33 protein-coding genes and 1 pseudogene are annotated in these 21,500 nt (G+C 61.8%); 3 read left to right on the forward strand and 31 right to left on the reverse strand.

All coding sequences use genetic code 11. The features are described from left to right. Positions 1-9 precede the first annotated feature (9 nt). The 3 genes from ASG03_RS20705 to ASG03_RS20715 are packed head-to-tail and all read left to right on the forward strand — an operon-like array spanning position 10 to position 2,436. Positions 10-996 (forward strand): RluA family pseudouridine synthase, encoded by a 987-nt coding sequence (locus ASG03_RS20705; RefSeq protein ID WP_062468242.1) that lies wholly within the window; start codon positions 10-12, stop codon positions 994-996. Beyond that, a complete protein-coding gene (locus tag ASG03_RS20710; protein WP_062695660.1) occupies positions 996-1,652 on the forward strand; it encodes an HAD-IA family hydrolase in 657 nt (218 codons plus the stop codon). Before ASG03_RS20705 ends, ASG03_RS20710 begins: the two co-directional genes overlap by 1 nt. Continuing rightward, complete coding sequence (locus ASG03_RS20715; protein ID WP_062695661.1) at positions 1,645-2,436, forward strand: ATP12 family chaperone protein; 792 nt, start codon at positions 1,645-1,647, stop codon at positions 2,434-2,436. Before ASG03_RS20710 ends, ASG03_RS20715 begins: the two co-directional genes overlap by 8 nt. A gap of 3 nt (positions 2,437-2,439) precedes the next feature. On the opposite strand, the gene sugE is transcribed toward ASG03_RS20715, so the two are convergent. The 31 genes and pseudogenes from sugE to ASG03_RS21850 all read right to left on the reverse strand — a co-directional run. After that, positions 2,440-2,754, reverse strand: a complete 315-nt coding sequence (gene sugE / locus ASG03_RS20720; protein WP_062468248.1) for a quaternary ammonium compound efflux SMR transporter SugE — start codon at positions 2,752-2,754, stop codon at positions 2,440-2,442. Between the two features lie 102 nt (positions 2,755-2,856). Then, positions 2,857-4,173 (reverse strand): replication-associated recombination protein A, encoded by a 1,317-nt coding sequence (locus ASG03_RS20725; RefSeq protein ID WP_062695664.1) that lies wholly within the window; start codon positions 4,171-4,173, stop codon positions 2,857-2,859. Continuing rightward, the gene (locus ASG03_RS20730) at positions 4,170-5,675 is read right to left on the reverse strand and encodes a DegQ family serine endoprotease (protein WP_082475894.1); all 1,506 of its coding nucleotides are present in this window, start codon (positions 5,673-5,675) and stop codon (positions 4,170-4,172) included. Before ASG03_RS20730 ends, ASG03_RS20725 begins: the two co-directional genes overlap by 4 nt. 244 nt (positions 5,676-5,919) lie before the next feature. Next, a complete protein-coding gene (gene rplQ / locus ASG03_RS20735; RefSeq protein WP_062468252.1) occupies positions 5,920-6,345 on the reverse strand; it encodes a 50S ribosomal protein L17 in 426 nt (141 codons plus the stop codon). Between the two features lie 191 nt (positions 6,346-6,536). Further along, entirely contained in the window at positions 6,537-7,547 is a 1,011-nt protein-coding gene (locus ASG03_RS20740; protein ID WP_062468254.1) for a DNA-directed RNA polymerase subunit alpha, read from the reverse strand. A gap of 100 nt (positions 7,548-7,647) precedes the next feature. Then, positions 7,648-8,037 (reverse strand): 30S ribosomal protein S11, encoded by a 390-nt coding sequence (gene rpsK, locus ASG03_RS20745; RefSeq protein WP_062468256.1) that lies wholly within the window; start codon positions 8,035-8,037, stop codon positions 7,648-7,650. Positions 8,038-8,271: 234 nt separating this feature from the next. After that, positions 8,272-8,640, reverse strand: a complete 369-nt coding sequence (gene rpsM, locus ASG03_RS20750; protein WP_062468258.1) for a 30S ribosomal protein S13 — start codon at positions 8,638-8,640, stop codon at positions 8,272-8,274. A gap of 242 nt (positions 8,641-8,882) precedes the next feature. Further along, positions 8,883-9,479, reverse strand: coding sequence for an adenylate kinase (locus ASG03_RS20755; protein ID WP_062695665.1), 597 nt, complete (start codon positions 9,477-9,479; stop codon positions 8,883-8,885). After that, positions 9,476-10,816 (reverse strand): preprotein translocase subunit SecY, encoded by a 1,341-nt coding sequence (gene secY, locus ASG03_RS20760; RefSeq protein WP_062468262.1) that lies wholly within the window; start codon positions 10,814-10,816, stop codon positions 9,476-9,478. Before secY ends, ASG03_RS20755 begins: the two co-directional genes overlap by 4 nt. A 311-nt stretch (positions 10,817-11,127) precedes the next feature. Further along, complete coding sequence (rplO, locus tag ASG03_RS20765) at positions 11,128-11,610, reverse strand: 50S ribosomal protein L15 (RefSeq protein WP_062468264.1); 483 nt, start codon at positions 11,608-11,610, stop codon at positions 11,128-11,130. Positions 11,611-11,623: 13 nt separating this feature from the next. After that, positions 11,624-11,824, reverse strand: coding sequence for a 50S ribosomal protein L30 (gene rpmD / locus ASG03_RS20770; RefSeq protein ID WP_062468266.1), 201 nt, complete (start codon positions 11,822-11,824; stop codon positions 11,624-11,626). Positions 11,825-11,837: 13 nt separating this feature from the next. Beyond that, entirely contained in the window at positions 11,838-12,407 is a 570-nt protein-coding gene (rpsE, locus tag ASG03_RS20775) for a 30S ribosomal protein S5 (RefSeq protein WP_062468268.1), read from the reverse strand. A gap of 189 nt (positions 12,408-12,596) precedes the next feature. Beyond that, a complete protein-coding gene (gene rplR, locus ASG03_RS20780) occupies positions 12,597-12,959 on the reverse strand; it encodes a 50S ribosomal protein L18 (protein WP_062468270.1) in 363 nt (120 codons plus the stop codon). Between the two features lie 12 nt (positions 12,960-12,971). Next, a complete protein-coding gene (gene rplF / locus ASG03_RS20785; protein ID WP_062468272.1) occupies positions 12,972-13,505 on the reverse strand; it encodes a 50S ribosomal protein L6 in 534 nt (177 codons plus the stop codon). Between the two features lie 42 nt (positions 13,506-13,547). Then, positions 13,548-13,946: a 30S ribosomal protein S8 gene (rpsH, locus tag ASG03_RS20790; protein ID WP_062468274.1), complete on the reverse strand. Its 399-nt coding sequence runs from the start codon at positions 13,944-13,946 to the stop codon at positions 13,548-13,550. A 12-nt stretch (positions 13,947-13,958) separates the two neighbouring features. Continuing rightward, entirely contained in the window at positions 13,959-14,264 is a 306-nt protein-coding gene (gene rpsN / locus ASG03_RS20795) for a 30S ribosomal protein S14 (protein ID WP_062468276.1), read from the reverse strand. 31 nt (positions 14,265-14,295) lie between these two features. After that, positions 14,296-14,856: a 50S ribosomal protein L5 gene (gene rplE, locus ASG03_RS20800; protein ID WP_062468278.1), complete on the reverse strand. Its 561-nt coding sequence runs from the start codon at positions 14,854-14,856 to the stop codon at positions 14,296-14,298. Then, on the reverse strand, positions 14,856-15,158 hold the full coding sequence (gene rplX, locus ASG03_RS20805; RefSeq protein ID WP_062468281.1) for a 50S ribosomal protein L24: 303 nt from the start codon (positions 15,156-15,158) through the stop codon (positions 14,856-14,858). The genes rplE and rplX overlap by 1 nt, the downstream gene beginning before the upstream one ends. A gap of 13 nt (positions 15,159-15,171) precedes the next feature. Further along, the gene (rplN, locus tag ASG03_RS20810) at positions 15,172-15,540 is read right to left on the reverse strand and encodes a 50S ribosomal protein L14 (protein ID WP_062468282.1); all 369 of its coding nucleotides are present in this window, start codon (positions 15,538-15,540) and stop codon (positions 15,172-15,174) included. Positions 15,541-15,982: 442 nt separating this feature from the next. Further along, positions 15,983-16,219 carry a 30S ribosomal protein S17 gene (rpsQ, locus tag ASG03_RS20815; RefSeq protein WP_062468284.1) on the reverse strand — a complete coding sequence of 79 codons (237 nt, stop codon included), beginning with the start codon at positions 16,217-16,219 and terminating at the stop codon, positions 15,983-15,985. A gap of 12 nt (positions 16,220-16,231) precedes the next feature. After that, positions 16,232-16,432, reverse strand: a complete 201-nt coding sequence (gene rpmC, locus ASG03_RS20820) for a 50S ribosomal protein L29 (protein ID WP_062468286.1) — start codon at positions 16,430-16,432, stop codon at positions 16,232-16,234. Between the two features lie 11 nt (positions 16,433-16,443). Further along, on the reverse strand, positions 16,444-16,857 hold the full coding sequence (rplP, locus tag ASG03_RS20825) for a 50S ribosomal protein L16 (protein WP_062601052.1): 414 nt from the start codon (positions 16,855-16,857) through the stop codon (positions 16,444-16,446). 38 nt (positions 16,858-16,895) lie between these two features. Next, on the reverse strand, positions 16,896-17,627 hold the full coding sequence (rpsC, locus tag ASG03_RS20830) for a 30S ribosomal protein S3 (protein WP_062468290.1): 732 nt from the start codon (positions 17,625-17,627) through the stop codon (positions 16,896-16,898). Next, a complete protein-coding gene (rplV, locus tag ASG03_RS20835) occupies positions 17,627-18,016 on the reverse strand; it encodes a 50S ribosomal protein L22 (protein ID WP_062468292.1) in 390 nt (129 codons plus the stop codon). The genes rpsC and rplV overlap by 1 nt, the downstream gene beginning before the upstream one ends. Before the next feature lie 2 nt (positions 18,017-18,018). Further along, the gene (gene rpsS, locus ASG03_RS20840) at positions 18,019-18,297 is read right to left on the reverse strand and encodes a 30S ribosomal protein S19 (RefSeq protein WP_056335754.1); all 279 of its coding nucleotides are present in this window, start codon (positions 18,295-18,297) and stop codon (positions 18,019-18,021) included. Positions 18,298-18,313: 16 nt separating this feature from the next. After that, the gene (gene rplB, locus ASG03_RS20845) at positions 18,314-19,150 is read right to left on the reverse strand and encodes a 50S ribosomal protein L2 (protein ID WP_062468294.1); all 837 of its coding nucleotides are present in this window, start codon (positions 19,148-19,150) and stop codon (positions 18,314-18,316) included. 59 nt (positions 19,151-19,209) lie between these two features. Next, on the reverse strand, positions 19,210-19,503 hold the full coding sequence (locus tag ASG03_RS20850) for a 50S ribosomal protein L23 (protein WP_062468296.1): 294 nt from the start codon (positions 19,501-19,503) through the stop codon (positions 19,210-19,212). Then, the gene (rplD, locus tag ASG03_RS20855) at positions 19,500-20,120 is read right to left on the reverse strand and encodes a 50S ribosomal protein L4 (protein WP_062468298.1); all 621 of its coding nucleotides are present in this window, start codon (positions 20,118-20,120) and stop codon (positions 19,500-19,502) included. Before rplD ends, ASG03_RS20850 begins: the two co-directional genes overlap by 4 nt. Continuing rightward, the gene (rplC, locus tag ASG03_RS20860; RefSeq protein ID WP_062468299.1) at positions 20,120-20,815 is read right to left on the reverse strand and encodes a 50S ribosomal protein L3; all 696 of its coding nucleotides are present in this window, start codon (positions 20,813-20,815) and stop codon (positions 20,120-20,122) included. Before rplC ends, rplD begins: the two co-directional genes overlap by 1 nt. 173 nt (positions 20,816-20,988) lie before the next feature. Then, positions 20,989-21,297, reverse strand: a complete 309-nt coding sequence (rpsJ, locus tag ASG03_RS20865; protein ID WP_003507767.1) for a 30S ribosomal protein S10 — start codon at positions 21,295-21,297, stop codon at positions 20,989-20,991. 140 nt (positions 21,298-21,437) lie between these two features. Then, positions 21,438-21,500: pseudogene (locus ASG03_RS21850) on the reverse strand (elongation factor Tu); the annotation flags it as partial.

The raw sequence follows: 21,500 nt of genomic DNA on the forward strand, positions 1-21,500 counted from the left end.
GACCAGGACATGGCGGGTATCGAGCACAAGACGGTGGAAGCCGATGAAAACGGCATGCGCCTCGATCGCTGGTTCAAGGTGCACTATCCCGGCCTCGGCTTCGGGCCGCTGCAGAAGTTGCTGCGCTCGGGCCAGGTCCGCGTCAATGGCGGCCGTGTGAAATCCGACTTTCGCGTGGAAGCCGGCCAGTCGATCCGCATTCCGCCGATGGACGTCGATGAAAACCGCAAGTCCGGGCCGATCCCGAACCATGACCTGAAGCACTCTTCCGACCACGAGCTGCTGTCGCGCATGCTGTTGCATGAAGACGCCAAGGTCATCGTGCTCAACAAGCCACCGGGCATCGCCGTGCAGGGCGGGTCCGGTCTTAACCGGCATATCGACCAGATGCTGGAGGCCTGGACCAGTCCGAAGGGTGAAAAGCCGCGCCTCGTGCACCGGCTCGATCGGGACACGTCCGGCGTGCTGGTCGTCGCACGCACCCGCGGCGCCGCGCAGAAGCTGACGGCAGCCTTTCGCGAACGCGACACGAAGAAGACCTACTGGTCGCTGGTCAAGGGCGTTCCGCGCAAGCGGGAGGACAAGGTATCGAGCTGGCTCGTCAAGGAGCAGACGCCGGACGGTGATCGAATGCGCATTGCCCGCCACGGCGACGATGGCGCAGATCATGCGATTTCCTACTACCGGGTGCTCGAGCAGGCGGGCCAGAACTTTGCCTGGCTGGAGATGGAGCCCTATACCGGCCGAACCCATCAGCTGCGCGTCCACGCCCTGCATATCGGTCACCCGATCCTCGGCGACCCCAAGTATTTCGACGACGCGCCCAGCTGGAATTTCCCGAGCGGAGTCCAGAACCGCCTGCATCTGCATGCGCGCAGGATCGACATCCCGCATCCCGATGGCGGGCGTTTGACCATCACCGCCCCGATGCCCCAGCATATGGTCCAGACGTGGAACCTCTTCGGTTTCGACATGGCCAACGCCGGAGAGGACTGATGCAGCTCGTCCTGTTCGATTGCGACGGCACTCTGGTCGATAGTGCCGGCGTGATCCATGCGACGATGGCACAGACGTTTCAGGCGTTCGACCGCGTGCCGCCCTCTCTGGAAGAAACGAAGTCGATCATCGGCCTCACTCTCGACATCGCGATTGCCAGGCTGACTGGCGAACCGCATGTCGACGACCGGGCGCTTGCGATGACGGCCCACTACAAGGCCATCTACGCGGATGTCCGTGCCGCTGGCCTCTCGGAACAGCCGTTTGCCGGCATCGCCGCCCTGATGCAGACACTGGCACGACGGCCGGATCTGGTCATCGGCGCGGTCACGGGGAAATCGCGCCGCGGGCTGGATATGATCCGCACGGCGCACGGCTTCGACTTCAGGGTTTCGCGCACGGCGGACGACTGCCTTTCCAAGCCGCACCCCGCCATGGTCACCGAATGCTGCGCGGAGGCCGGTTTCGCCCCCGGCGATACGCTTGTCATCGGTGATGCGATTTACGATATGCAGATGGCAAAGAGTGCCGGCGCCACGGCAATCGGCGTTTCCTGGGGCTATGCCCCGACAAGCGCCCTCCTTGCCGCCGGCGCGGATCATATCGTCGAGACGCCGGACGATATTCTTGCCTTGCTGGAGACTGCGCATGCCTGATATCCGCGACGAATTCACGAACACGTTCAGCGATCCCGATCCTGTCCGCCGCGCGCAGATCCAGATGCTGAAGCCGTTGCCGAAACGATTCTACAAGGACGTTTCGATCGGCCCCGCCGAGGACGACAGCTTCGCCATCCTGCTCGACGGGCGGCCGGTGAAGACCCCCGCCAAGCAGGCGCTTGTCGTACCGACGAGGAGGCTGGCCGAGTATCTGGCCGCGGAGTGGGAGGCGCAGGTCGAGAACATCGATCCCGGCACCATGCCGGTCACGCGTCTTGTCAACAGCGCGCTCGATGGCGTGTCGAAGGACATTCGCGGCGTCTTCGACGACATCCTCACCTTCTCGGGCACGGATATGCTCTGCTACCGCGCCGACCAGCCGGAGGGCCTCGTGGCCCGCCAGCAGGCGCAATGGGATCCGATCCTCCGCTGGATGGCAGAGACGTTCGGGGCGCATTTCATCCTGGCCGAGGGCGTGATGCATCAGAGCCAGCCGCAGGCCGCGATCTCCGCTTTCGCCCGTGCGTTGGAGGCCTACCAGACACCGATCGCGCTTTCGGCCCTCCACGCCATGACCACGCTGACGGGCTCCGCGATACTGCCGCTCGCCATTGCCGAGCGCCGCCTCGGCGTCGACGAGGCCTGGGCGCTTGCGCATCTCGACGAGGACTGGCAGATCGAGCATTGGGGCACCGATGACGAAGCGTTCCAGCGGCGCGAGCTGCGCTGGCGCGACATGCAGGCGGCCAGCGCCGTTCTCGATTCGCTCAGGCGCGATTGACGCTCACGCCGTCAGCTTGAGCCCGGCTATGCCTGCGACGATCAAGCCGATGCAGCCGAGCCGAACCGCGGTCGCCGGCTCGGCAAACAGGACGATGCCGAGAATGACGGTGCCGACCGTGCCGATCCCGGTCCAGATCGCATAGGCCGTGCCGAGCGGCAGTGTCCGCAGCGCCACGCCGAGGAGCACGACGCTCGCAACCATGGCGGCAATGGTGAAGATGGTGGGCAGCGGTTTCGAGAAACCCTCGGTGTATTTCAGGCCGATCGCCCATCCGATTTCGAACAGTCCGGCGAGAAACAGAAAAAACCAGGCCATGGAGATCACTCCTGTGAGGAGCGAGGCCGTCCCCGCATGGATGAAACGATGTCGCGGTCGTCCGCGCCCCCTCATGCCATACCCTGCCCGGCCTGGCAACGATCAGCGCTCGCCGCCGCGCTCCTTGCGCAGCTTCTCCCACCAATCGAGCCGCTTGCGGATGTCCCGCTCAAAACCCCGTTCCGGCGGATCGTAGAAGGTCTGCCGCCCCATCTTCTCGGGAAAGTAATCCTGACCGGAGAAGGCATCGGGCTCGTCGTGATCGTAACGATAGCCATCCCCATAGCCCTCCCCCTTCATCAGCTTCGTGGGCGCATTCAGGATGTGCTTGGGCGGCAGCAGCGACCCATTCTGCTTTGCGGCGCGCATCGCGGCCTTGTAGGCCGTGTAGACGGCATTCGATTTCGGGGCCGTCGCGAGGTAGACGCAGGCCTGCGCCAGCGCAAGCTCGCCTTCCGGCGAGCCGAGATAATCGTAGGCATCCTTTGCGGCATTGCAGACGACAAGCGCCTGGGGATCCGCAAGGCCGATATCCTCCACCGCCATGCGCACGAGACGCCGCCCGAGATAGAGCGGATCCTCCCCGGCATCGAACATCCGGCAGAGGTAATAGAGAGCCGCATCGGGATCGGAGCCCCGCACGGCCTTGTGGAGCGCAGAGATCAGATTGTAGTGCCCGTCCTGCCCCTTGTCGTAGACCGGTGCCCGGCGCTGGACGACCTCCTGCAGCCCTGCCACGTCGAAGATCTCGTCCTTCCGCGCCGCACGCCAGACCTCCTCGGCCAGCGTCAACGCGGCCCGCCCGTCTCCGTCCGCCATGCGGACCAGGCTTGTGCGCGCCTCCTCATCGAGCGGCAGGGGCCTTGCTTCGGTCGTCTCCGCCCGCGCCAGAAGTTCGCGCAGGCTGTTCTCGTCATGGGACCGGAAGGTCAGCACGCGTGCGCGGGAAAGCAGCGCCGCATTCAGCTCGAAGGACGGGTTTTCCGTGGTGGCACCGACGAGGATGATGGTTCCGTCTTCCATGACGGGCAGGAAACTATCCTGCTGGGCCCGGTTGAACCGATGGATCTCGTCCACGAAAAGCAGCGTCTGGCGACCGGACATGCGCCGCGTCCGCGCCATCTCGAACACTTTCTTGAGATCGGCGACGCCCGAGAAGATTGCGGATATCTGCTCGAAGGCGAGACCGGTCTCACCGGACAAGAGCCGCGCAACGGTGGTCTTTCCCGTTCCGGGCGGCCCCCAGAAGATCATCGAGCCCAGCGAACCCGAATCGATCATCCGCCGCAACGCGCCGTCTTCTCCTGTCAGATGCGGCTGGCCCGTAACGTCCGCCAGTGTCTGCGGCCTCAGCCGGTCGGCAAGCGGGCGCCGGGCCTGGAGCTCCTGAGGCTCGTTCGGCGCGAAGAGGTCGCTCATCGGAAGAACTGGCGGATCCGCTGTCCGTCGCGCTCGATCTCCACGCGCCAGAAGGCCGGATCGTCCGACGTTGCCTTGACGAGCGTCTCCGTCTTGTCGATCGGCACGCCATTCACGGCAACAATGATATCCTTCGGCGCAAAGCCGACGCGGGCGGCGGGCGAGCCGCGATTGACGGCGGTGATCACGACGCCTTCCGAGGTCGCGGGCATGTGAAGCTCGTCGGCGAGACGGGGCGACAGGTTGCCGACCACAGCACCGGCAAACGGCGTGCGGCCCTCGATCAGCCGTTCATCCCGGGGCGCTGTCTCCGGCGCACGCTCCAGCCGCAATGTGACCTCACGCACCTTGCCGTTGTTCGCCACGCTCAGACGCGCGTCCTTGCCGATCCCAACCGTGGTCAGCCGATACCCGAGCGCGTCGGGATGTTCGACCGCAATCCCGTTCACGGTCGTCACGACTTCGCCTGGACGAATGCCGGCCTTCTCCGCCGGTCCGCCCTCGATCACCGAACTGACGAGCGCGCCCCGCGCTCGATCCAGTCCGAGCGCCTCGGCAACTTCCGAGGTGACGGGTTCGAAGCTCGCGCCGATAAACGGACGAATGAAACTGCCGGTCCCACCTTTTGCAGATTCGATGAAAACCTTCACCAGATTTGCCGGAATGGCGAAGCCGACGCCGTTCGAGCCTCCGCCACGCGAGAAGATGGCCGTATTGATCCCGATCAGCTCTCCCTTCATGTCGATCAGCCCCCCGCCCGAATTGCCCGGATTGATGGCCGCATCGGTCTGAATGAAAAAGCCGAAATCGCTGCCCGGCGTCACCTGATTGCGCGCCAGCGCCGATACGATGCCACTCGTGACCGTCTGCCCGACGCCGAAGGGGTTGCCGATCGCAAGAACGAGATCGCCGACCTCAACGCTGTCCGAATCGCCGAGCGGGATGGTCTGGAACGGCGTACTTCCCTCGATCTTGAGAACGGCGAGGTCCAGCCGGTCGTCCTTCAGAACAACCTTTGATTCGAATTCGCGTCCGTCCGCAAGCGCGACCTTGATATCGTCAGCCCCCTCGATCACGTGGTTGTTGGTGACGACGATACCATCCGCTCCGACAATCACGCCCGAGCCCAGCGACGACTGCTTCTCGGACCGGTTCGGCATGCGCTGGCCGAAGAACTGTTGCAGGAACGGATCGTCCGCCAGCGGCGAGCGGCTTTCGACCAGTTTTTCCGCGTAGACATTGACGACCGCATTCGCCGTCTGCTTGACGAGCGGCGAGAAGGACATCTGCATTTCCGCGCGGTTTTCGGGAACCGCTTTCGCAGTGGCCGGGCGTTCGCTGCTCGCGCCCGCCACCGGAGCGGCCACCGCACTCGTCTTGACCTGATCGACGGCCGTATGGGCCTCGCTCAGGTCCGTGGGCGCCACGAAGTGCGCCAAAAACATGATGATGACGAGGCCGGCAATGCCGGACAGGACGAGCGACAATGGCGAGCGGCGCATGGGGAACCCTTGATGCAGGTGTAACAGGCTTGTCGTGGAGAAATAGGATGATACGGCCGGAAAGCAAAGCCGTCGTGTTCGGCAAAAACATGGCGCTGGCCACACCGCGCCGCACGCCCGGCCCTTCCCTGTCCAGGCTCGAGCCCCAAGCCCCAAGGCCCCAAGCCCAAGCCTCAAACCGGGTGGCTGAAACGAAAACAGCCGGACTTTCGCCCGGCTGTCTTGAAGTGCTCGTCCTGCAGAATCAGGCTGCTTCGGCGGCGTCCGCTTCGGCGGCGACGCGGGCCTTGTCGGCTGCGCCCTTGGCATCGACGTCGCGATCGACGAATTCGATGACCGCAATCGCAGCGTTGTCGCCCTGACGGTAACCGGCTTTCATGATGCGAAGGTAGCCGCCGTTGCGCGTCGCATACCGCGTGGCAATGGCGTCGAACAGCTTGGCAACGACCGTGACGTCACGGATCTGCGAGATGGCCTGACGACGGGCGTGCAGGTCGCCGCGCTTGCCGAGCGTGACGAGCTTTTCGACGATCGGACGGATTTCCTTGGCCTTGGGCAGAGTCGTGATGATCTGCTCGTGCTGGATCAGCGAAGCCGCCATGTTGGCGAACATCGCCTTGCGGTGGCTGGCGGTACGGTTCAGCTTGCGGCCGGCTTTCTGGTGGCGCATGGCTATTCTCCTTTATGCAGGTGTCGCTCTCTCTGGAGGACCTGCCGTTTCCTGGCACATACAGGCACCACGCAATCGCTCGCCGGGCCTGCTGTTTGACGGGGAAAGGCAGAGTTTTGACCTGCCTTGTCTATTTTTCACATCGCGGAATGCGAGCGGACAACCGCTTCACATTGATCCTCATGCCGCGATCAATACTGGTCTTCGTAGCGCTTTGCGAGATCTTCGATGTTCTCGGGCGGCCATGCAGGCACTTCCATGCCGAGGTGCAGACCCATGGAAGCGAGAACTTCCTTGATTTCGTTCAGCGACTTGCGGCCGAAGTTCGGAGTCCGGAGCATTTCGGCTTCCGTCTTCTGAATGAGGTCGCCGATGTAGACGATGTTGTCGTTCTTCAGGCAGTTTGCCGAACGAACGGACAGTTCGAGCTCGTCCACCTTCTTGAGAAGCGCCGGGTTGAACGCGAGTTCGGTAACGGCTTCCTCTTCGGCTTCCTTCTGCGGCTCGTCGAAATTGACGAAGACGCCGAGCTGGTCCTGAAGGATACGTGCTGCGAAAGCAACGGCATCTTCACCGGTCACGGAACCATCGGTCTCGATCGTCATTGACAGCTTGTCGTAGTCGAGAACCTGGCCTTCACGGGTGTTTTCCACCTTGTAGGACACTTTCTTGACCGGCGAGTAGAGGCTGTCGACGGGGATGAGGCCGATCGGTGCATCTTCCGAACGGTTGCGATCCGCCGGAACATAGCCCTTGCCGTTGTTGACCGTGAACTCCATGCGGATCTCCGCGCCCTCGTCGAGCGTGCAGATCACGTGGTTGGGGTTCAGGATCTCGATGTCGCCGACCGTCTGGATGTCGCCAGCCGTGACCACACCCGGGCCCTGCTTGCGAACGACCATGCGCTTGGCATCGTCGCCGTCCATCTTGATGGCGATTTCCTTGATGTTCAGGACGATGTCGGTGACATCTTCGCGAACGCCCGGGATCGAAGAGAATTCATGCAGAACGCCGTCGATCTGCACGGCCGTAACGGCGGCCCCGCGGAGCGAGGAGAGGAGAACGCGACGCAGCGCGTTGCCGAGGGTCAGACCGAAGCCACGCTCGAGCGGTTCCGCGACAAGGCTGACCTTGGTGCGACCGGAAGACGTGAACTCGACCTTGTTCGGCTTGATCAGTTCCTGCCAGTTTTTCTGAATCATATGTTTTGCCTTCCGTTCGTTGCCACCATCCATTCGTGGCAACGGAGCCCTGAAGCGCCGGCGAGAGCGATCTCCCGCCGGACCTGATGACGAATGCGTATCAGACGCGGCGCTTCTTGCGCGGACGGCAGCCATTGTGCGGGATCGGCGTCACGTCACGGATGGACGTGATCATGAACCCGGCGGCCTGCAGGGCGCGCAGAGCCGATTCACGACCGGAGCCCGGGCCGGTGACTTCGACTTCCAGCGTCTTCATGCCGTGTTCCTGCGCCTTCTTGGCAGCATCTTCGGCGGCGATCTGCGCGGCAAACGGCGTCGACTTGCGCGAGCCCTTGAAGCCCTTCGAGCCGGCCGACGACCATGCAATGGCATTGCCCTGCGCATCGGTGATGGTGATCATCGTGTTGTTGAACGACGAGTTCACGTGGGCGACGCCCGTCGAGATATTCTTGCGTTCGCGACGACGTACGCGTGTGGCTTCCTTGGCCATGTTTACCCTTTCACGGATCTCTGCACCGCCGTAATTCCAGCGGCTACACCGGGGAGCCCTGCTCCCCACTTTCATCAGCGACGCCGGAGCATCTCGGGAGAGGCTCGGCATCGCGGCGATATCATCGCTGCCGTATTTCCAGCAGCTCCACCGAACGACGGCACAAGCCGTCTTCGACATACCAAAAAGAGGCCGGTGCTTCGCACCAGCCTCCTCACCCCCGTTTCCGGGAGATTATTTCTTCTTGCCAGCAATCGCCTTTGCCGGGCCCTTGCGGGTACGGGCATTGGTGTGCGTGCGCTGGCCGCGGACGGGCAGCGAACGACGATGACGCAGGCCGCGGTAGCAGCCGAGGTCCATCAGGCGCTTGATGTTCATCGACGTTTCGCGACGCAGGTCGCCTTCGACCTGGTATTCGCGGTCGATGGCTTCGCGGATCTGAAGAACTTCAGCATCCGTGAGCTGATGCACGCGGCGTTCAGCCGGAATACCGACCTTCTCGACGATTTCCTGTGCGAATTTCGGTCCGATCCCGTGAATGTAGGTCAGCGCGATAACAACGCGCTTTGCCGTCGGGATGTTGACGCCAGCGATACGAGCCACGTCTGTTCTCCTTGCTTCCAGTTGCCATCCGGCAATAGGTGCTTCTATGCAGCCTTGAATAGCCGTCAGTTTCAATTTTCGTTCGGAACACGGGACAAAAGCCCAGCCCGGACTTCACTCGTGAAATCCGCGCCATTCCCCTGCATGTTGCGAGTTAGCGCGGTCTTTAGACGGAATCGGCCGGAAAAGTCAACTCCCGGCCAGTCCTTTTCTTGTCCAACAAGGCGTTGCGCCCGGTATCGTCAAACTTCGGCTGCTGCCGAAGCAAGAATCGCGTTGATCTGTCGCGTCACTGTTTCGACCGGCGCCATCCCGTCAAGCGTCTTCAGCTCTCCGGTCCTTGCGTAATGCTGCGAAAGCGGCGCCGTCTTCTCGCGATATTCGACAAGACGCTTCTTAACCGATTCCGGATTGTCGTCCGAGCGAACTTTACCGCCGGCGGCCAGTGTTTCAGCGACTCGGTTCTCGATGCGCCGAAGGAGCGCCTCCTCGTCGACCTTCAGCTCGATAACGGCATCGAGCTTCAGGCCCTTCTCCTCGAGCATCCGGCCGAGTGCAACGGCCTGCGGGACCGTCCGCGGGTAGCCGTCGAGAATGAAGCCATGGGCGCAGTCTTCGGCGTCGATGCGGTCCGAGACGATCTCGTTCACGATCTCGTCCGACACGAGCTGGCCCGCGTCCATGACGGCCTTTGCGCGCTTGCCGACGTCGCTGCCCTCGGCAACGGCGGCCCGCAGCATGTCACCGGTCGACAACTGGGGAATGCCGAAGCGATCCACCAGAAGCTTGGCCTGCGTCCCTTTGCCGGCCCCGGGCGGTCCTAAAAATATCAGTCTCATCGGCCCCTCTTCCCTCCACGCAACTTCGACTTCTTGATCAGCCCCTCATACTGCTGAGCGATCAGATGACCCTGTATCTGTGCTACAGTATCAAGCGTCACGCTGACAACAATCAAAAGCGACGTACCACCAAGGTAGAACGGAACGCCGGTCTGGGCGATGACGAATTCCGGAAGAATGCAGACGAAGATCAGGTAGATCGCGCCGATCACCGTGATGCGCGTGAGGACGAAGTCGATGTACTCCGCCGTGCGCTCACCCGGACGGATGCCGAGGATGAAGCCGCCGTGCTTCTTCAGATTGTCGGCCGTATCCTTCGGATTGAAGACGATCGCGGTGTAGAAGAACGCGAAGAAGGCGATCATGGCCGCATAAAGGACCATGTAGAGCGGCTGGCCGTGCGCCAGCGAGCCGACGATCGTCGTCGCCCAGGCAGGAAGCGTCGCGCTGTTGGCGAAGCCGGCCAGCGTTGCGGGAAGCAGCAGAAGGGACGACGCGAAGATCGCCGGGATGACGCCGGCCGTGTTCAGCTTCAGCGGCAGGTGCGACGTGTCGCCCTGGAACATCCGATTGCCGACCTGGCGCTTCGGGTACTGGATCAGGAGGCGACGCTGCGCTCGCTCGACGAAGACGATGAGCGCGATGACAGCGACCACCATGATGATGATGCCGAGAATCAGCGGCGTCGAGAGCGCACCCGTCCGGCCGAGCTCCAGCGTGCCGGCAAGCGCGGTCGGCAGATGCGCGACGATCCCAGCGAAGATGATGAGCGAAATGCCGTTGCCGATCCCGCGGGACGTGATCTGTTCGCCGAGCCACATCAGGAACATCGTGCCGCCCAGCAGCGAGATGACCGTGGAGATGCGGAAGAACCAGCCTGGATCGTTCACGAGACCGTTGCCACTCTCAAGCCCGACTGCGATGCCGTAAGCCTGCAGCAGGCCCAGGAGCACCGTCCCGTAGCGCGTGTACTGGTTGATGATCTTCCGGCCCTGTTCGCCTTCCTTCTTCAGCTGCTCCAGCGAGGGGACGACCGAGGTCATCAGCTGAACGATGATGGATGCGGAGATATAGGGCATGATCCCGAGCGCGAAGATCGCCATGCGCGAGACCGCGCCGCCGGAAAACATGTTGAAAAGCCCGAGAATGCCGCCGCTCTGCCCCTGGAAGGCCTGGGCGAACGCGTCGGGGTTGAGGCCCGGAAGCGGAATATAGGTGCCGAGCCGGTAAACCAGCAGCGCGCCCAGCGTAAACCAGAGACGCTTCTTGAGGTCCTCTGCTTTCGCAAATGTTTTGAAATTGAGATTGGAGGCGAGCTGTTCCGCTGCAGAAGCCATGCGATTCTCCGCGTAGCCAGTTCCGAACCCGCGGCGTCAGACCCGGCCGACTCCGGAAAAGCTTGAATTACGTTTCTGCACGACCCCTGGAACCGATTCTTGTCCGTCGGCGATCATGCGCTTGTCGATCTCTTGGAGTGCAGGCCGCATCCGCTCACGAATGCCGCTCCCTGCCCTTCCCGTCCAGCTTGGAGATGCGGACCAACCGACCCCTCTCCCCTGCCTTCGTCGTCCTGCCCGCGCCGTGCGCGCGTCCTCCAGACGCAATAAACCGCCCGGTGTGTAACACTCCGGGCGGTTCGACTTCAAGATTATTCGCTGGCAGCGACAGGCTTGGCAGACAGCAGCTTGATGGAGCCGCCGGCCTTTTCGATCTTCTCGATCGCGGACTGCGAGGCACCGGCCACTTCGATGGTGACCTTGCCCGTCAGTTCGCCGTCCGAGAGAACGCGAACGCCATCGCGTGCACGGCGGATGATGCCGGCAGCCTTCAGAGCAGCGGCGTCGATCGTCGCGGAAGCGTCGAGCTTCTTGGCGTCGATGGCCGTCTGGATGCGAGCGAGCGACACGACAACAAAATCCGAACGGAAGATGTTGTTGAAACCGCGCTTCGGCAGGCGACGGTAGATCGGCATCTGACCGCCTTCAAAACCGTTGATCGCGACGCCGGACCGGGCCTTCTGACCCTTGACACCCCGGCCGGCCGTCTTGCCGGAACCGGAGCCGATACCACGGCCCAAACGCTTGCGCGCGTGGGTCGAGCCTTCGTTGTCCTTGATTTCATTCAGCTTCATGATGGTATCTCCCTCACTTCTCGTCGATAACGCGGACGAGGTGCTGGACGGACCGGATCATGCCGCGAACGGAAGGTGTGTCTTCCAGCGTGCGCACCCGGTGCATCTTGTTGAGACCCAGGCCGATCAGCGTTGCGCGCTGTACGGCGGGGCGGCGGATGGGGCTGCCGATCTGCTCGACAGTAACCGTCTTACCGGTGGTTTCAGTGGCCATCGTACGGACTCCCTTATTCTTCCGACGTGACGCCAGCCGCTTCGCGACGGGCCTGCAGCGTGGCGAACTTGAGGCCGCGCTGTGCCGCGATGTCCTTCGGGTGCATCTGGTTCTTCAGAGCATCGAAGGTGGCGCGGATCATGTTGTACGGGTTGGACGAACCGGTCGACTTGGCAACGACGTCATGCATGCCGAGCGTTTCGAAAACGGCGCGCATCGGACCGCCGGCGATGATGCCGGTACCGGCCTTGGCCGAACGCAGCAGGACCTTGCCGGCGCCGTGGCGACCGTGAACGTCGTGATGCAGGGTACGGCCCGAGCGCAGCGGGACGAAGATCAGCTCGCGCTTGGCAGCTTCCGTCGCCTTGCGGATGGCTTCCGGCACTTCGCGCGCCTTGCCATGACCGAAGCCGACGCGGCCCTTCTGGTCGCCGACGACGACGAGAGCAGCAAAGCCGAAACGACGGCCGCCCTTCACCACCTTGGCGACGCGGTTGATTGCTACGAGCTTGTCGACGAATTCGCTGTCGCGCTCTTCGCGGTTCTGGCGGTCATCGCGAGAACCTCTTCTTTCTTGTGCCATTGTCCTTTTCCTTTTTCTTTTCCGGGTGCAATCGGCAGATTGATCGGTGCCGCCCCTCGATCGGTCGAGAGTACGGCGAATTCCCGACACGGCTTCGGCCCGGATGTACCGGGCCGGCCCGTCGTGGAAATGGGAGCCTTACTTCGCTTCGTCAGATTCGGAAAGCCGGGTCGGCCTTCCTCCTCGACCTTAGAAGTTGAGGCCACCTTCGCGGGCGGCTTCAGCCAGGGCCTTGATACGGCCGTGATAGATGAAGGCGCCACGATCGAAGACGACGTCCTTGACGCCGGCTTCGGATGCACGCTCCGCAAGGAGCTTGCCGACGGCAGCAGCTGCCGCCGTGTCAGCGCCCGTCTTCAGAGACGTGCGCAGACCGGTGTCGAGCGTCGAAGCGGACGCCAGCGTCGTGCCGGCGACATCGTCGATGACCTGTGCGTAGATGTTCTTCGACGAGCGATGAACCGACAGGCGCGGACGGCCGTTCGCGACCGCCTTGATTTGACGACGAACGCGCGAAGCGCGACGTACAAGATTATCTTTCCTGCTAGCCATTTCGCGTGATCCTTACTTCTTCTTGCCTTCTTTGCGGATGATCCGCTCGTTCGCGTACTTGACGCCCTTGCCCTTGTAGGGCTCGGGGCCACGATATTCGCGAATCTCTGCGGCCACCTGGCCGACCTGCTGCTTGTTGATGCCCGAAACGACGATTTCCGTCGGCTTGGGAACAGCGATCGTGATGCCTTCCGGCGTCTGGTAGACGACGTCATGGCTGAAGCCGAGCGCCAGCTGCAGGTTCTTGCCCTGCAGGGCCGCACGATAACCGACGCCGTTGATTTCGAGCTTGCGCTCGAAGCCGTCCTTCACGCCCTTCAGGATGTTCTCGACCATCGTGCGGGACATGCCCCACTTGGAACGAGCGTCCTTGGACTGGCTGACAGGCTCGACGACAACAGCGTTGTCTTCCAGCTTGACGGAGACTTCGTCGTTCGCAACGAAGAAGAGTTCGCCCTTCGGGCCCTTGGCCGTCACCTTCTGTCCATCGACAGTCGCGGTGACACCAGCGGGAACCTGAACGGGCTTTTTACCGATACGAGACATGTTTCAATCCTGTCTGTTCGTTCTGGAGGTCCCTGATCCGTATTAGAATACGGAGCAGAGAACCTCGCCGCCGACGTTCTGTTCACGAGCCTGGTGATCGGCCATCACACCCTTCGGAGTCGAAAGGATGGTGATGCCGAGACCGTTCGCGACCTGCGGGATGGACTTGACCGAGACATAGACCCGGCGGCCCGGCTTGGACACGCGGCCGATCTCACGGATCACCGATGCGCCTTCGTAGTACTTCAGCTCGATGTTGAGCTCGGACTTGCCGTTGTCGAAATCGACTTCGGAATAGCCGCGGATGTAGCCTTCCGACTGCAGCACGTCGAGAACGCGTGCACGCAGCTTGGAAGCCGGCGTCGTCACGTTCGTCTTGCGGCGTGCAGCGCCGTTACGGATACGGGTGAGCATATCGCCCAAGGGATCAGTCATTGTCATTTGCCCGTCTCCTTACCAGCTCGACTTCACGATACCCGGGATCTTGCCGAAGTTGCCCAGTTCGCGCAGGGCGATACGGGACATCTTGAGCTTCCGGTAGTAGGCGCGCGGACGGCCGGTGACTTCGCAACGGTTGCGAACGCGGGTCTTCGACCCATCACGCGGCAGGCTTGCCAGTTTCAGAGTTGCCTTGAACCGCTCTTCGATCGGAAGAGACTGGTTCATGATGGTCGCCTTCAGCTCGGCCCGCTTGGAGGCCTGCTGGGTGACCAGCTTGCGGCGGCGCTTGTTCTTTTCAACTGCGCTCGTTTTCGCCATGAAACGTAATCCTTCTGCTTGTCGTTACGGCTTACTGGCGGAACGGGAAGTTGAACTCTGTGAGCAGAGCCCGCGCTTCGTCGTCCGTCGTGGCCGTCGTGCAAACGATGATGTCCATGCCCCACATCTGATCGACCTTGTCGTAGTTGATCTCAGGGAACACAATGTGTTCCTTCACGCCCATGGCGAAGTTGCCACGGCCGTCGAAGGACTTCGGGTTCAGGCCGCGGAAGTCGCGAACGCGCGGGAGCGCGATGTTGATCAGGCGGTCCAGAAATTCATACATGCGGGCGCCGCGCAGGGTGACCTTCGCGCCGATCGGCATGTCTTCGCGCAGCTTGAAGCCGGCGATGGAGGTGCGGGCCTTGGTGACGACCGGCTTCTGGCCGGCGATCGCTGCAAGGTCGGCCGCTGCGATCGAAGGCTTCTTCGAGTCGCCGGTGGCTTCGCCCACACCCATGTTGATGACGATCTTGTCCAGCTTGGGGATCATCATCTCGTTGGCGTAGGAGAACTTCTCCCGGAGCGCCGGACGAATGCGAGCGACGTATTCGCTCTTGAGCCGCGGCTCATAGGTCTTGGTGTCAGCCATCAGATAACATCTCCCGAACGCTTGGCCACGCGAACCTTCTTGTCGCCATCGATGCGGAAACCGACGCGGGTCGGCTTGCCGTCCGTGTCAGCGATCGCGATATTCGACAGGTGGATCGGGGCTTCTTTGTTGATGATGCCGGCTTCCTGGCTCTGGGTCTGGCGCTGGTGACGCTTCACCATGTTGACGCCACGCACGACAGCCTTGTCTTCCTTCGGCATGACCTGGATGACTTCGCCGGTCTGGCCCTTGTCCTTGCCGGCGAGTACGACGACCTTGTCGCCCTTACGAATCTTGTTCATCTCTAATCGCCCCTTACAGTACTTCTGGAGCCAGCGAGATGATCTTCATGTGGTTCTTGGCGCGAAGCTCGCGCGGAACCGGTCCGAAGATACGGGTGCCGATCGGCTCTTTCTTGTTGTCGATAAGAACGGCTGCGTTGTTATCGAAGCGGATGACGCTGCCGTCCGGACGGCGGATGTCCTTGGCGGTGCGTACGACGACCGCCTTCATCACATCGCCCTTCTTGACGCGGCCGCGCGGGATGGCTTCCTTGATGGAAACGACGATGACGTCGCCCACGGAAGCATACTTGCGCTTGGAGCCGCCCAGCACCTTGATGCACATGACACGACGTGCGCCGGAATTATCCGCCACGTCGAGGTTTGTTTGCATCTGAATCATGTCAGGTCGCCTTCTTGTTGTGACCGGACCGGTTGGGATCTCCTCATCGTGAAAGAGAGCCCCCTGTTCCGGCTTATGAAAATTTGCATGCGGCGCGCTGCACCCTCTTGCGAAGGGCGGCACGCCACAATGCTTTCAATGGCATTCCCAGTCCCTCGCCTCTTGAGAGAAACGGGCGGGACATGATGCGACAGCGCGGGATCGATCTTGCCAGGGTGGTTTCCTGAAAACAGGACCTTCCGTGCGCTCAAAGCAAAAGAACGCTCGTAACCCCGAGCGTTCCGTGGCTGCTTCATACAGAGATTCTCGCCGATTACAAGGGGCGAGGTCCGAAACCCTGGCCATTTCGACCAGAAGCGGGACCCTGTCCGATGGTACGAAGACGCCGCGCATCCGTGTCCTGACGACACTGCGCGGCGCAATCGACGATCTGTCTGTTCGCTTAAGCCTGGGCGGAAATGACCGTCCAGCACTTGTCCTTGGAAATCGGCGCGCATTCCTGAATGGAAACGAGGTCGCCGACCTTAAACTGGTTCTTCTCGTCGTGCGCCTTGTACTTCTTGGAGCGACGGACGGTCTTCTGGAGGATCGGGTGCGCAAAGCGACGCTCGACCCGTACGACGACGGTCTTCTCGTTCTTGTCGGAGACGACGGTGCCCTGCAGAATGCGTTTCGGCATTTTTCTTGGTCCTTAGGCCTTGGCTTCTGCCGCCTTCTGGCGGGCAATGGTTTTGATGCGCGCGATGTCCTTGCGGACCTCGTTGATGCGCGACGACTTTTCAAGCTGGCCGGTCGCCTTCTGGAAGCGCAGGTTAAACTGCTCCTTCTTCAGCTTGGCAAGCTCGTCGTTGAGCTGGTCGGCGCTGAGCGCCCGAACGTCATTGGCTTTCATGGGGCTTCTCCTTACTCCGCAATGCGCTGTACGAAGCGCGTCTTGACGGAGAGCTTCGCAGCACCAAGACGAAGGGCTTCGCGTGCGAGCTCCTCGTTGACGCCATCGATCTCGAACATCATACGACCAGGCTTGACCTTGCACGCCCAGTATTCGACGGAGCCCTTACCCTTACCCATGCGGACTTCGGTCGGCTTCGCGGTAACCGGAACGTCCGGGAATACGCGGATCCAAACGCGGCCGGCACGCTTCATGTGACGCGTGATCGCGCGGCGGGCCGCTTCGATCTCGCGCGCATTGACGCGGTTCGGTTCGAGGGACTTCAGGCCGAATTCGCCGAAAGCGAGATCAGACCCGCCCTTGGCTACGCCCTTGATGCGGCCCTTGAATTGCTTGCGATACTTCGTACGCTTTGGCTGCAACATTTTTTTAATTCTCCGATATTGGCTGCCAAACGCGACTGTTACGCGTTTTCACGACGGCGATCACGATCGCGATCGCGATCACGTCCGCCACTACCCTGACTGTCACTCTCGCTCGCACGGCGCTCGGAGGCCATCGGATCGTGCTCAAGGATTTCGCCCTTGAAGATCCAGACCTTGATGCCGCAGATGCCGAATGCCGTCACAGCTTCGGCAACACCGTAGTCGATGTCGGCGCGGAGCGTGTGAAGCGGAACGCGACCTTCGCGGTACCATTCCGTCCGAGCGATTTCGGCGCCACCCAGGCGGCCGGCGCAGGTGATCTTGATGCCTTCGGCACCCAGACGCATGGCCGACTGAACCGAACGCTTCATCGCGCGGCGGAAAGCCACACGGCGCTCGAGCTGCTGGGCGATCGACTGTGCGACGAGCGTCGCGTCGACTTCCGGCTTGCGCACTTCAACGATGTTGAGGTGCGTTTCCGAGTTCGTCATCTCCGACAGCTTGCGACGCAGCTTTTCGATGTCTGCGCCCTTCTTGCCGATGATCAGGCCCGGGCGAGCCGAGTGGATCGTGACGCGGCACTTCTTGTGCGGACGCTCGATGACGACCTTCGAGATACCGGCCTGCTTGAGTTCGTCCATCAGATACTTGCGGATCTTCAGGTCTTCGTGCAGCAGCTTGCCGTATTCGGCATTGTCGGCGAACCAACGGCTATCCCAGGTCCGGTTGATACCGAGACGGAAACCGATTGGATTAATTTTCTGGCCCATTATGCGGCCTCCCCTTTGGCTTCCACTTCACGAACAACGATCGTCAAGTGCGCAAACGGCTTTTCGATCCGCGATGCACGGCCGCGACCACGGGCGTGGAAGCGCTTCATCACCATCGACTTGCCAACGAAAGCTTCCGCGACGACGAGCGAGTCGACGTCGAGGTCGTGGTTGTTCTCGGCGTTTGCGATCGCCGATTCCAGGGTCTTCCTGACCGTGCCGGCAATGCGCTTGCGGGAGAATTCAAGTTCGGCCAGAGCGCGGTCGACCTTCTTGCCGCGGATCATCGCAGCAACGAGGTTGAGCTTCTGGGGGCTGACGCGGATCGTGCGCGCAACAGCCTGCGCCTCATTATCCGCCAGCCGACGTTCGGCTTTTGCCTTGCCCATCGTTACTTCCTCTTTGCCTTCTTGTCCGCACCGTGACCGTAGTAGGTCCGGGTCGGAGAGAATTCACCGAACTTGTGACCGACCATGTCTTCATTGACACTGACGGGAACATGCTTGGAACCGTTGTAGACGCCAAAGGTCAGACCGACGAACTGCGGCAAGATCGTGGAGCGACGGCTCCACATCTTGATGACCTCATTGCGCCCGCCTTCGCGAACCTTCTCAGCCTTCTTGAGAAGATAGCCGTCGACGAACGGACCTTTCCATACTGAACGAGCCATTTGTGACTACCTCTTCTTACTTCTTGCGCTGGTGGCGCGAACGCATGATGAACTTGTCGGTCGACTTGTTCGAACGCGTGCGCTTGCCCTTGGTCGGCTTGCCCCACGGCGTTACCGGATGACGGCCGCCCGAGGTGCGGCCTTCGCCACCGCCGTGCGGGTGGTCGACCGGGTTCATGACGACGCCGCGGTTATGCGGGGTCTTACCGCGCCAGCGGGTGCGACCGGCCTTGCCGTCGTTGATGTTGCCGTGGTCCGGGTTGGACACGGCGCCGATGGAGGCCAGGCAGGACGCATGAACGAGGCGCTGTTCGCCCGAGTTCAGGCGCAGGATCGCCATGCCCTGGTCGCGACCGACTAGCTGCACGTAGGTGCCTGCCGAACGGGCCATCTGGCCACCCTTGCCGGGCTTCATTTCCACATTGTGGATGATGGAGCCGACCGGGATGAACTGCAGCGGCATGGTGTTGCCGGGCTTGACGTCGACAGCCTTCTCCGAAGCGATGACCTTGTCACCGACGGCGAGGCGCTGCGGCGCAATGATGTAGGCCTGCGTGCCGTCGTCGTACTTGATCAGCGCGATGAAGGCCGTCCGGTTCGGGTCGTATTCCAGACGCTCGACCGTACCGTCCACGTCGAACTTGCGACGCTTGAAGTCGATCAGGCGATAGGTCCGCTTGTGACCGCCACCGATGAAGCGGGCGGTGATGCGGCCGAGGTTGTTACGCCCACCGCTCTTGGTGAGACCCTGTGTCAGCGCCTTGACCGGCTTGCCCTTGTAGAGCGAGGACCGGTCGACGATGACCAGCTGACGCTGGCTCGGGGTCGTCGGATTGAAACTTTTCAATGCCATTTTCTTGTTCCCTTTTGGGTCCTTACCCGGGGGTTATGAAACCGCTCTGGGTTTAACCTTTAGAGTCCGGTGGAGACGTCGATGGACTGACCGTCAGCAAGTGTGACGATCGCCTTCTTGACATCCCGCTGCCGGCCAGCGAAGCCGCGGAAGCGCTTGAGCTTGCCCTTGCGGAGAAGCGTGTTCACTGCCGTGACCTTGACGCCGAACAGAGCTTCGATGGCAGCCTTGATCTCAGGCTTCGACGCATCCTTGGCGACGTTGAAGATGATCTGGTTCTGTTCAGAAACCAGCGTGGACTTTTCGGTGATCGACGGAGAGAGGATCACATCATAATGGCGAAGATCCGTCACTTGAACCGCTCCTCCAGAGCCTCGATCGCATCCTTGGAAAGCACAAGCTTGCCGCGGCGCAGAATGTCGTAAACGTTGATGCCCTGGATCGGCAGAACGTCCACGTTGGGGATGTTCTTGGCAGCGAGCTTGAAGTTGTTGTCCAGCTCGGCGCCGCCGATGATGAGGGCGTTGGTCAGGCCGAGCGATGCAAACGCACCGGACAGGGCCTTCGTCTTGGCTTCAGCCGCGACCAGGCTGTCCACGATGATCAGCTCGTCGGCCTTCATCTTGGCAGACAGGGCGTGACGCAGGCCGAGCGCGCGAACCTTCTTGGGAAGGTCGTGCTCGTGGCTGCGGGTGACCGGGCCGTGAGCCTTGCCGCCGCCGCGGAACTGCGGAGCGCGTGCCGAATGGTGACGAGCGCGGCCCGTACCCTTCTGCTTGTACATCTTGGCGCCCGTACGGGAGACTTCGCCGCGCGTCAGGGTCTTGTGCGTGCCCTGCTGCTTCTTGGCGAGCTGCCAGCGGATGACGCGGGCGATCAGGTCCTGGCGAACGTCCAGGCCAAAGATGGCGTCGGACAGGGAAACCGTGCCTGCGTCCTTACCATCCAGTGTGGTGACGGTGAGATCCATTATTCGGCTCCCTCATGTGCTGCTGCGCGGACGCCGGCCGGACGCGGAGCGTTTTCCGGGATGCCGGCCTTGATGGCGTCGCGGACGACGATCCAGGAGCCCTTGGAGCCGGGGACGGCACCCTTGACGAGGATCAGACCGCGGTCTTCATCGGTGGATACGACTTCGAGGTTCTGGGTGGTGATGCGCGTCTGGCCCATGTGACCAGCCATGCGCTTGCCCTTCCAGACGCGGCCCGGATCCTGGTTGGAACCAGTCGAACCATGCGAACGGTGCGAGACCGAAACGCCGTGCGTGGCACGCAGACCGCCGAAGTTGTGGCGCTTCATGGCGCCGGCAAAGCCCTTACCGATCGAGGTGCCGGTCACGTCGACGAGCTGGCCCGTGACGAAGTGGCTCGCCGTCAGCTCAGAGCCGACATCGATCAGGTTTTCGGACGTTACGCGAAACTCGACAAGCTTGGCCTTCGGCTCGACGTTTGCAGCGGCGAAGTGGCCGCGCATCGCCTTGGGCGTGTTCTTGACCTTGGCCTGGCCTGCGCCGAGCTGCACGGCGACGTAGCCGTTCTTTTCTTCCGTGCGCTGGCCTACCACCTGGCAGTTTTCCATCCGCAACACGGTCACTGGAATGTGCTCGCCGGCGTCGTTGTAGACCCGGGTCATTCCCACTTTCTGTGCAATCACACCTGAACGCATCGGTTCATTCCTCTTCAGAGTCCCTGTCGGGGGAAACCCCTTCAGCCTCTTTGTTCAAGGCTTCCATCCGGCATTCGCGCCATTGGTCACCCGTTTCTGGAAGTCGTTGGACGGAATGTCCACGTACCTTCCTTGTTATATCCACCCGGTCCGAAGCGTTCCGGGAGGGGCCTTTAGAGCTTGATCTCGACGTCGACGCCGGCGGCCAGATCGAGCTTCATCAGGGCGTCGACCGTCTGCGGGGTCGGGTCGACGATATCGAGAAGACGCTTGTGCGTGCGCATCTCGAACTGTTCGCGGCTCTTCTTGTCGACGTGGGGCGACCGGTTGACCGTGAACTTTTCGATACGCGTGGGAAGCGGCACGGGGCCACGGACGCTGGCGCCCGTACGCTTGGCCGTCGACACGATTTCGCGCGTGGAGGCATCGAGGATCCGGTGATCAAACGCCTTGAGGCGGATGCGGATATTCTGGCCGTTCATTCGACTAGTCCTTTTTTTCGTATGGGCAACTGGCCATACGCCAAATCTTCAATTGTTACGGTCGGCCGCGTCTTGTCAAAAAGCGCAGGAACCGGGTTGTTAGCGCCCGGTCCCTGCTAGGTCAACGGCCTAGCCGCTGATTACTCGACGATCGAAGCCACGATGCCGGCGCCGACGGTCCGGCCGCCTTCGCGGATAGCGAA

The organism is Rhizobium sp. Leaf341 (genome assembly GCF_001424325.1).
Classification (GTDB): Bacteria; Pseudomonadota; Alphaproteobacteria; order Rhizobiales; family Rhizobiaceae; genus Ferranicluibacter.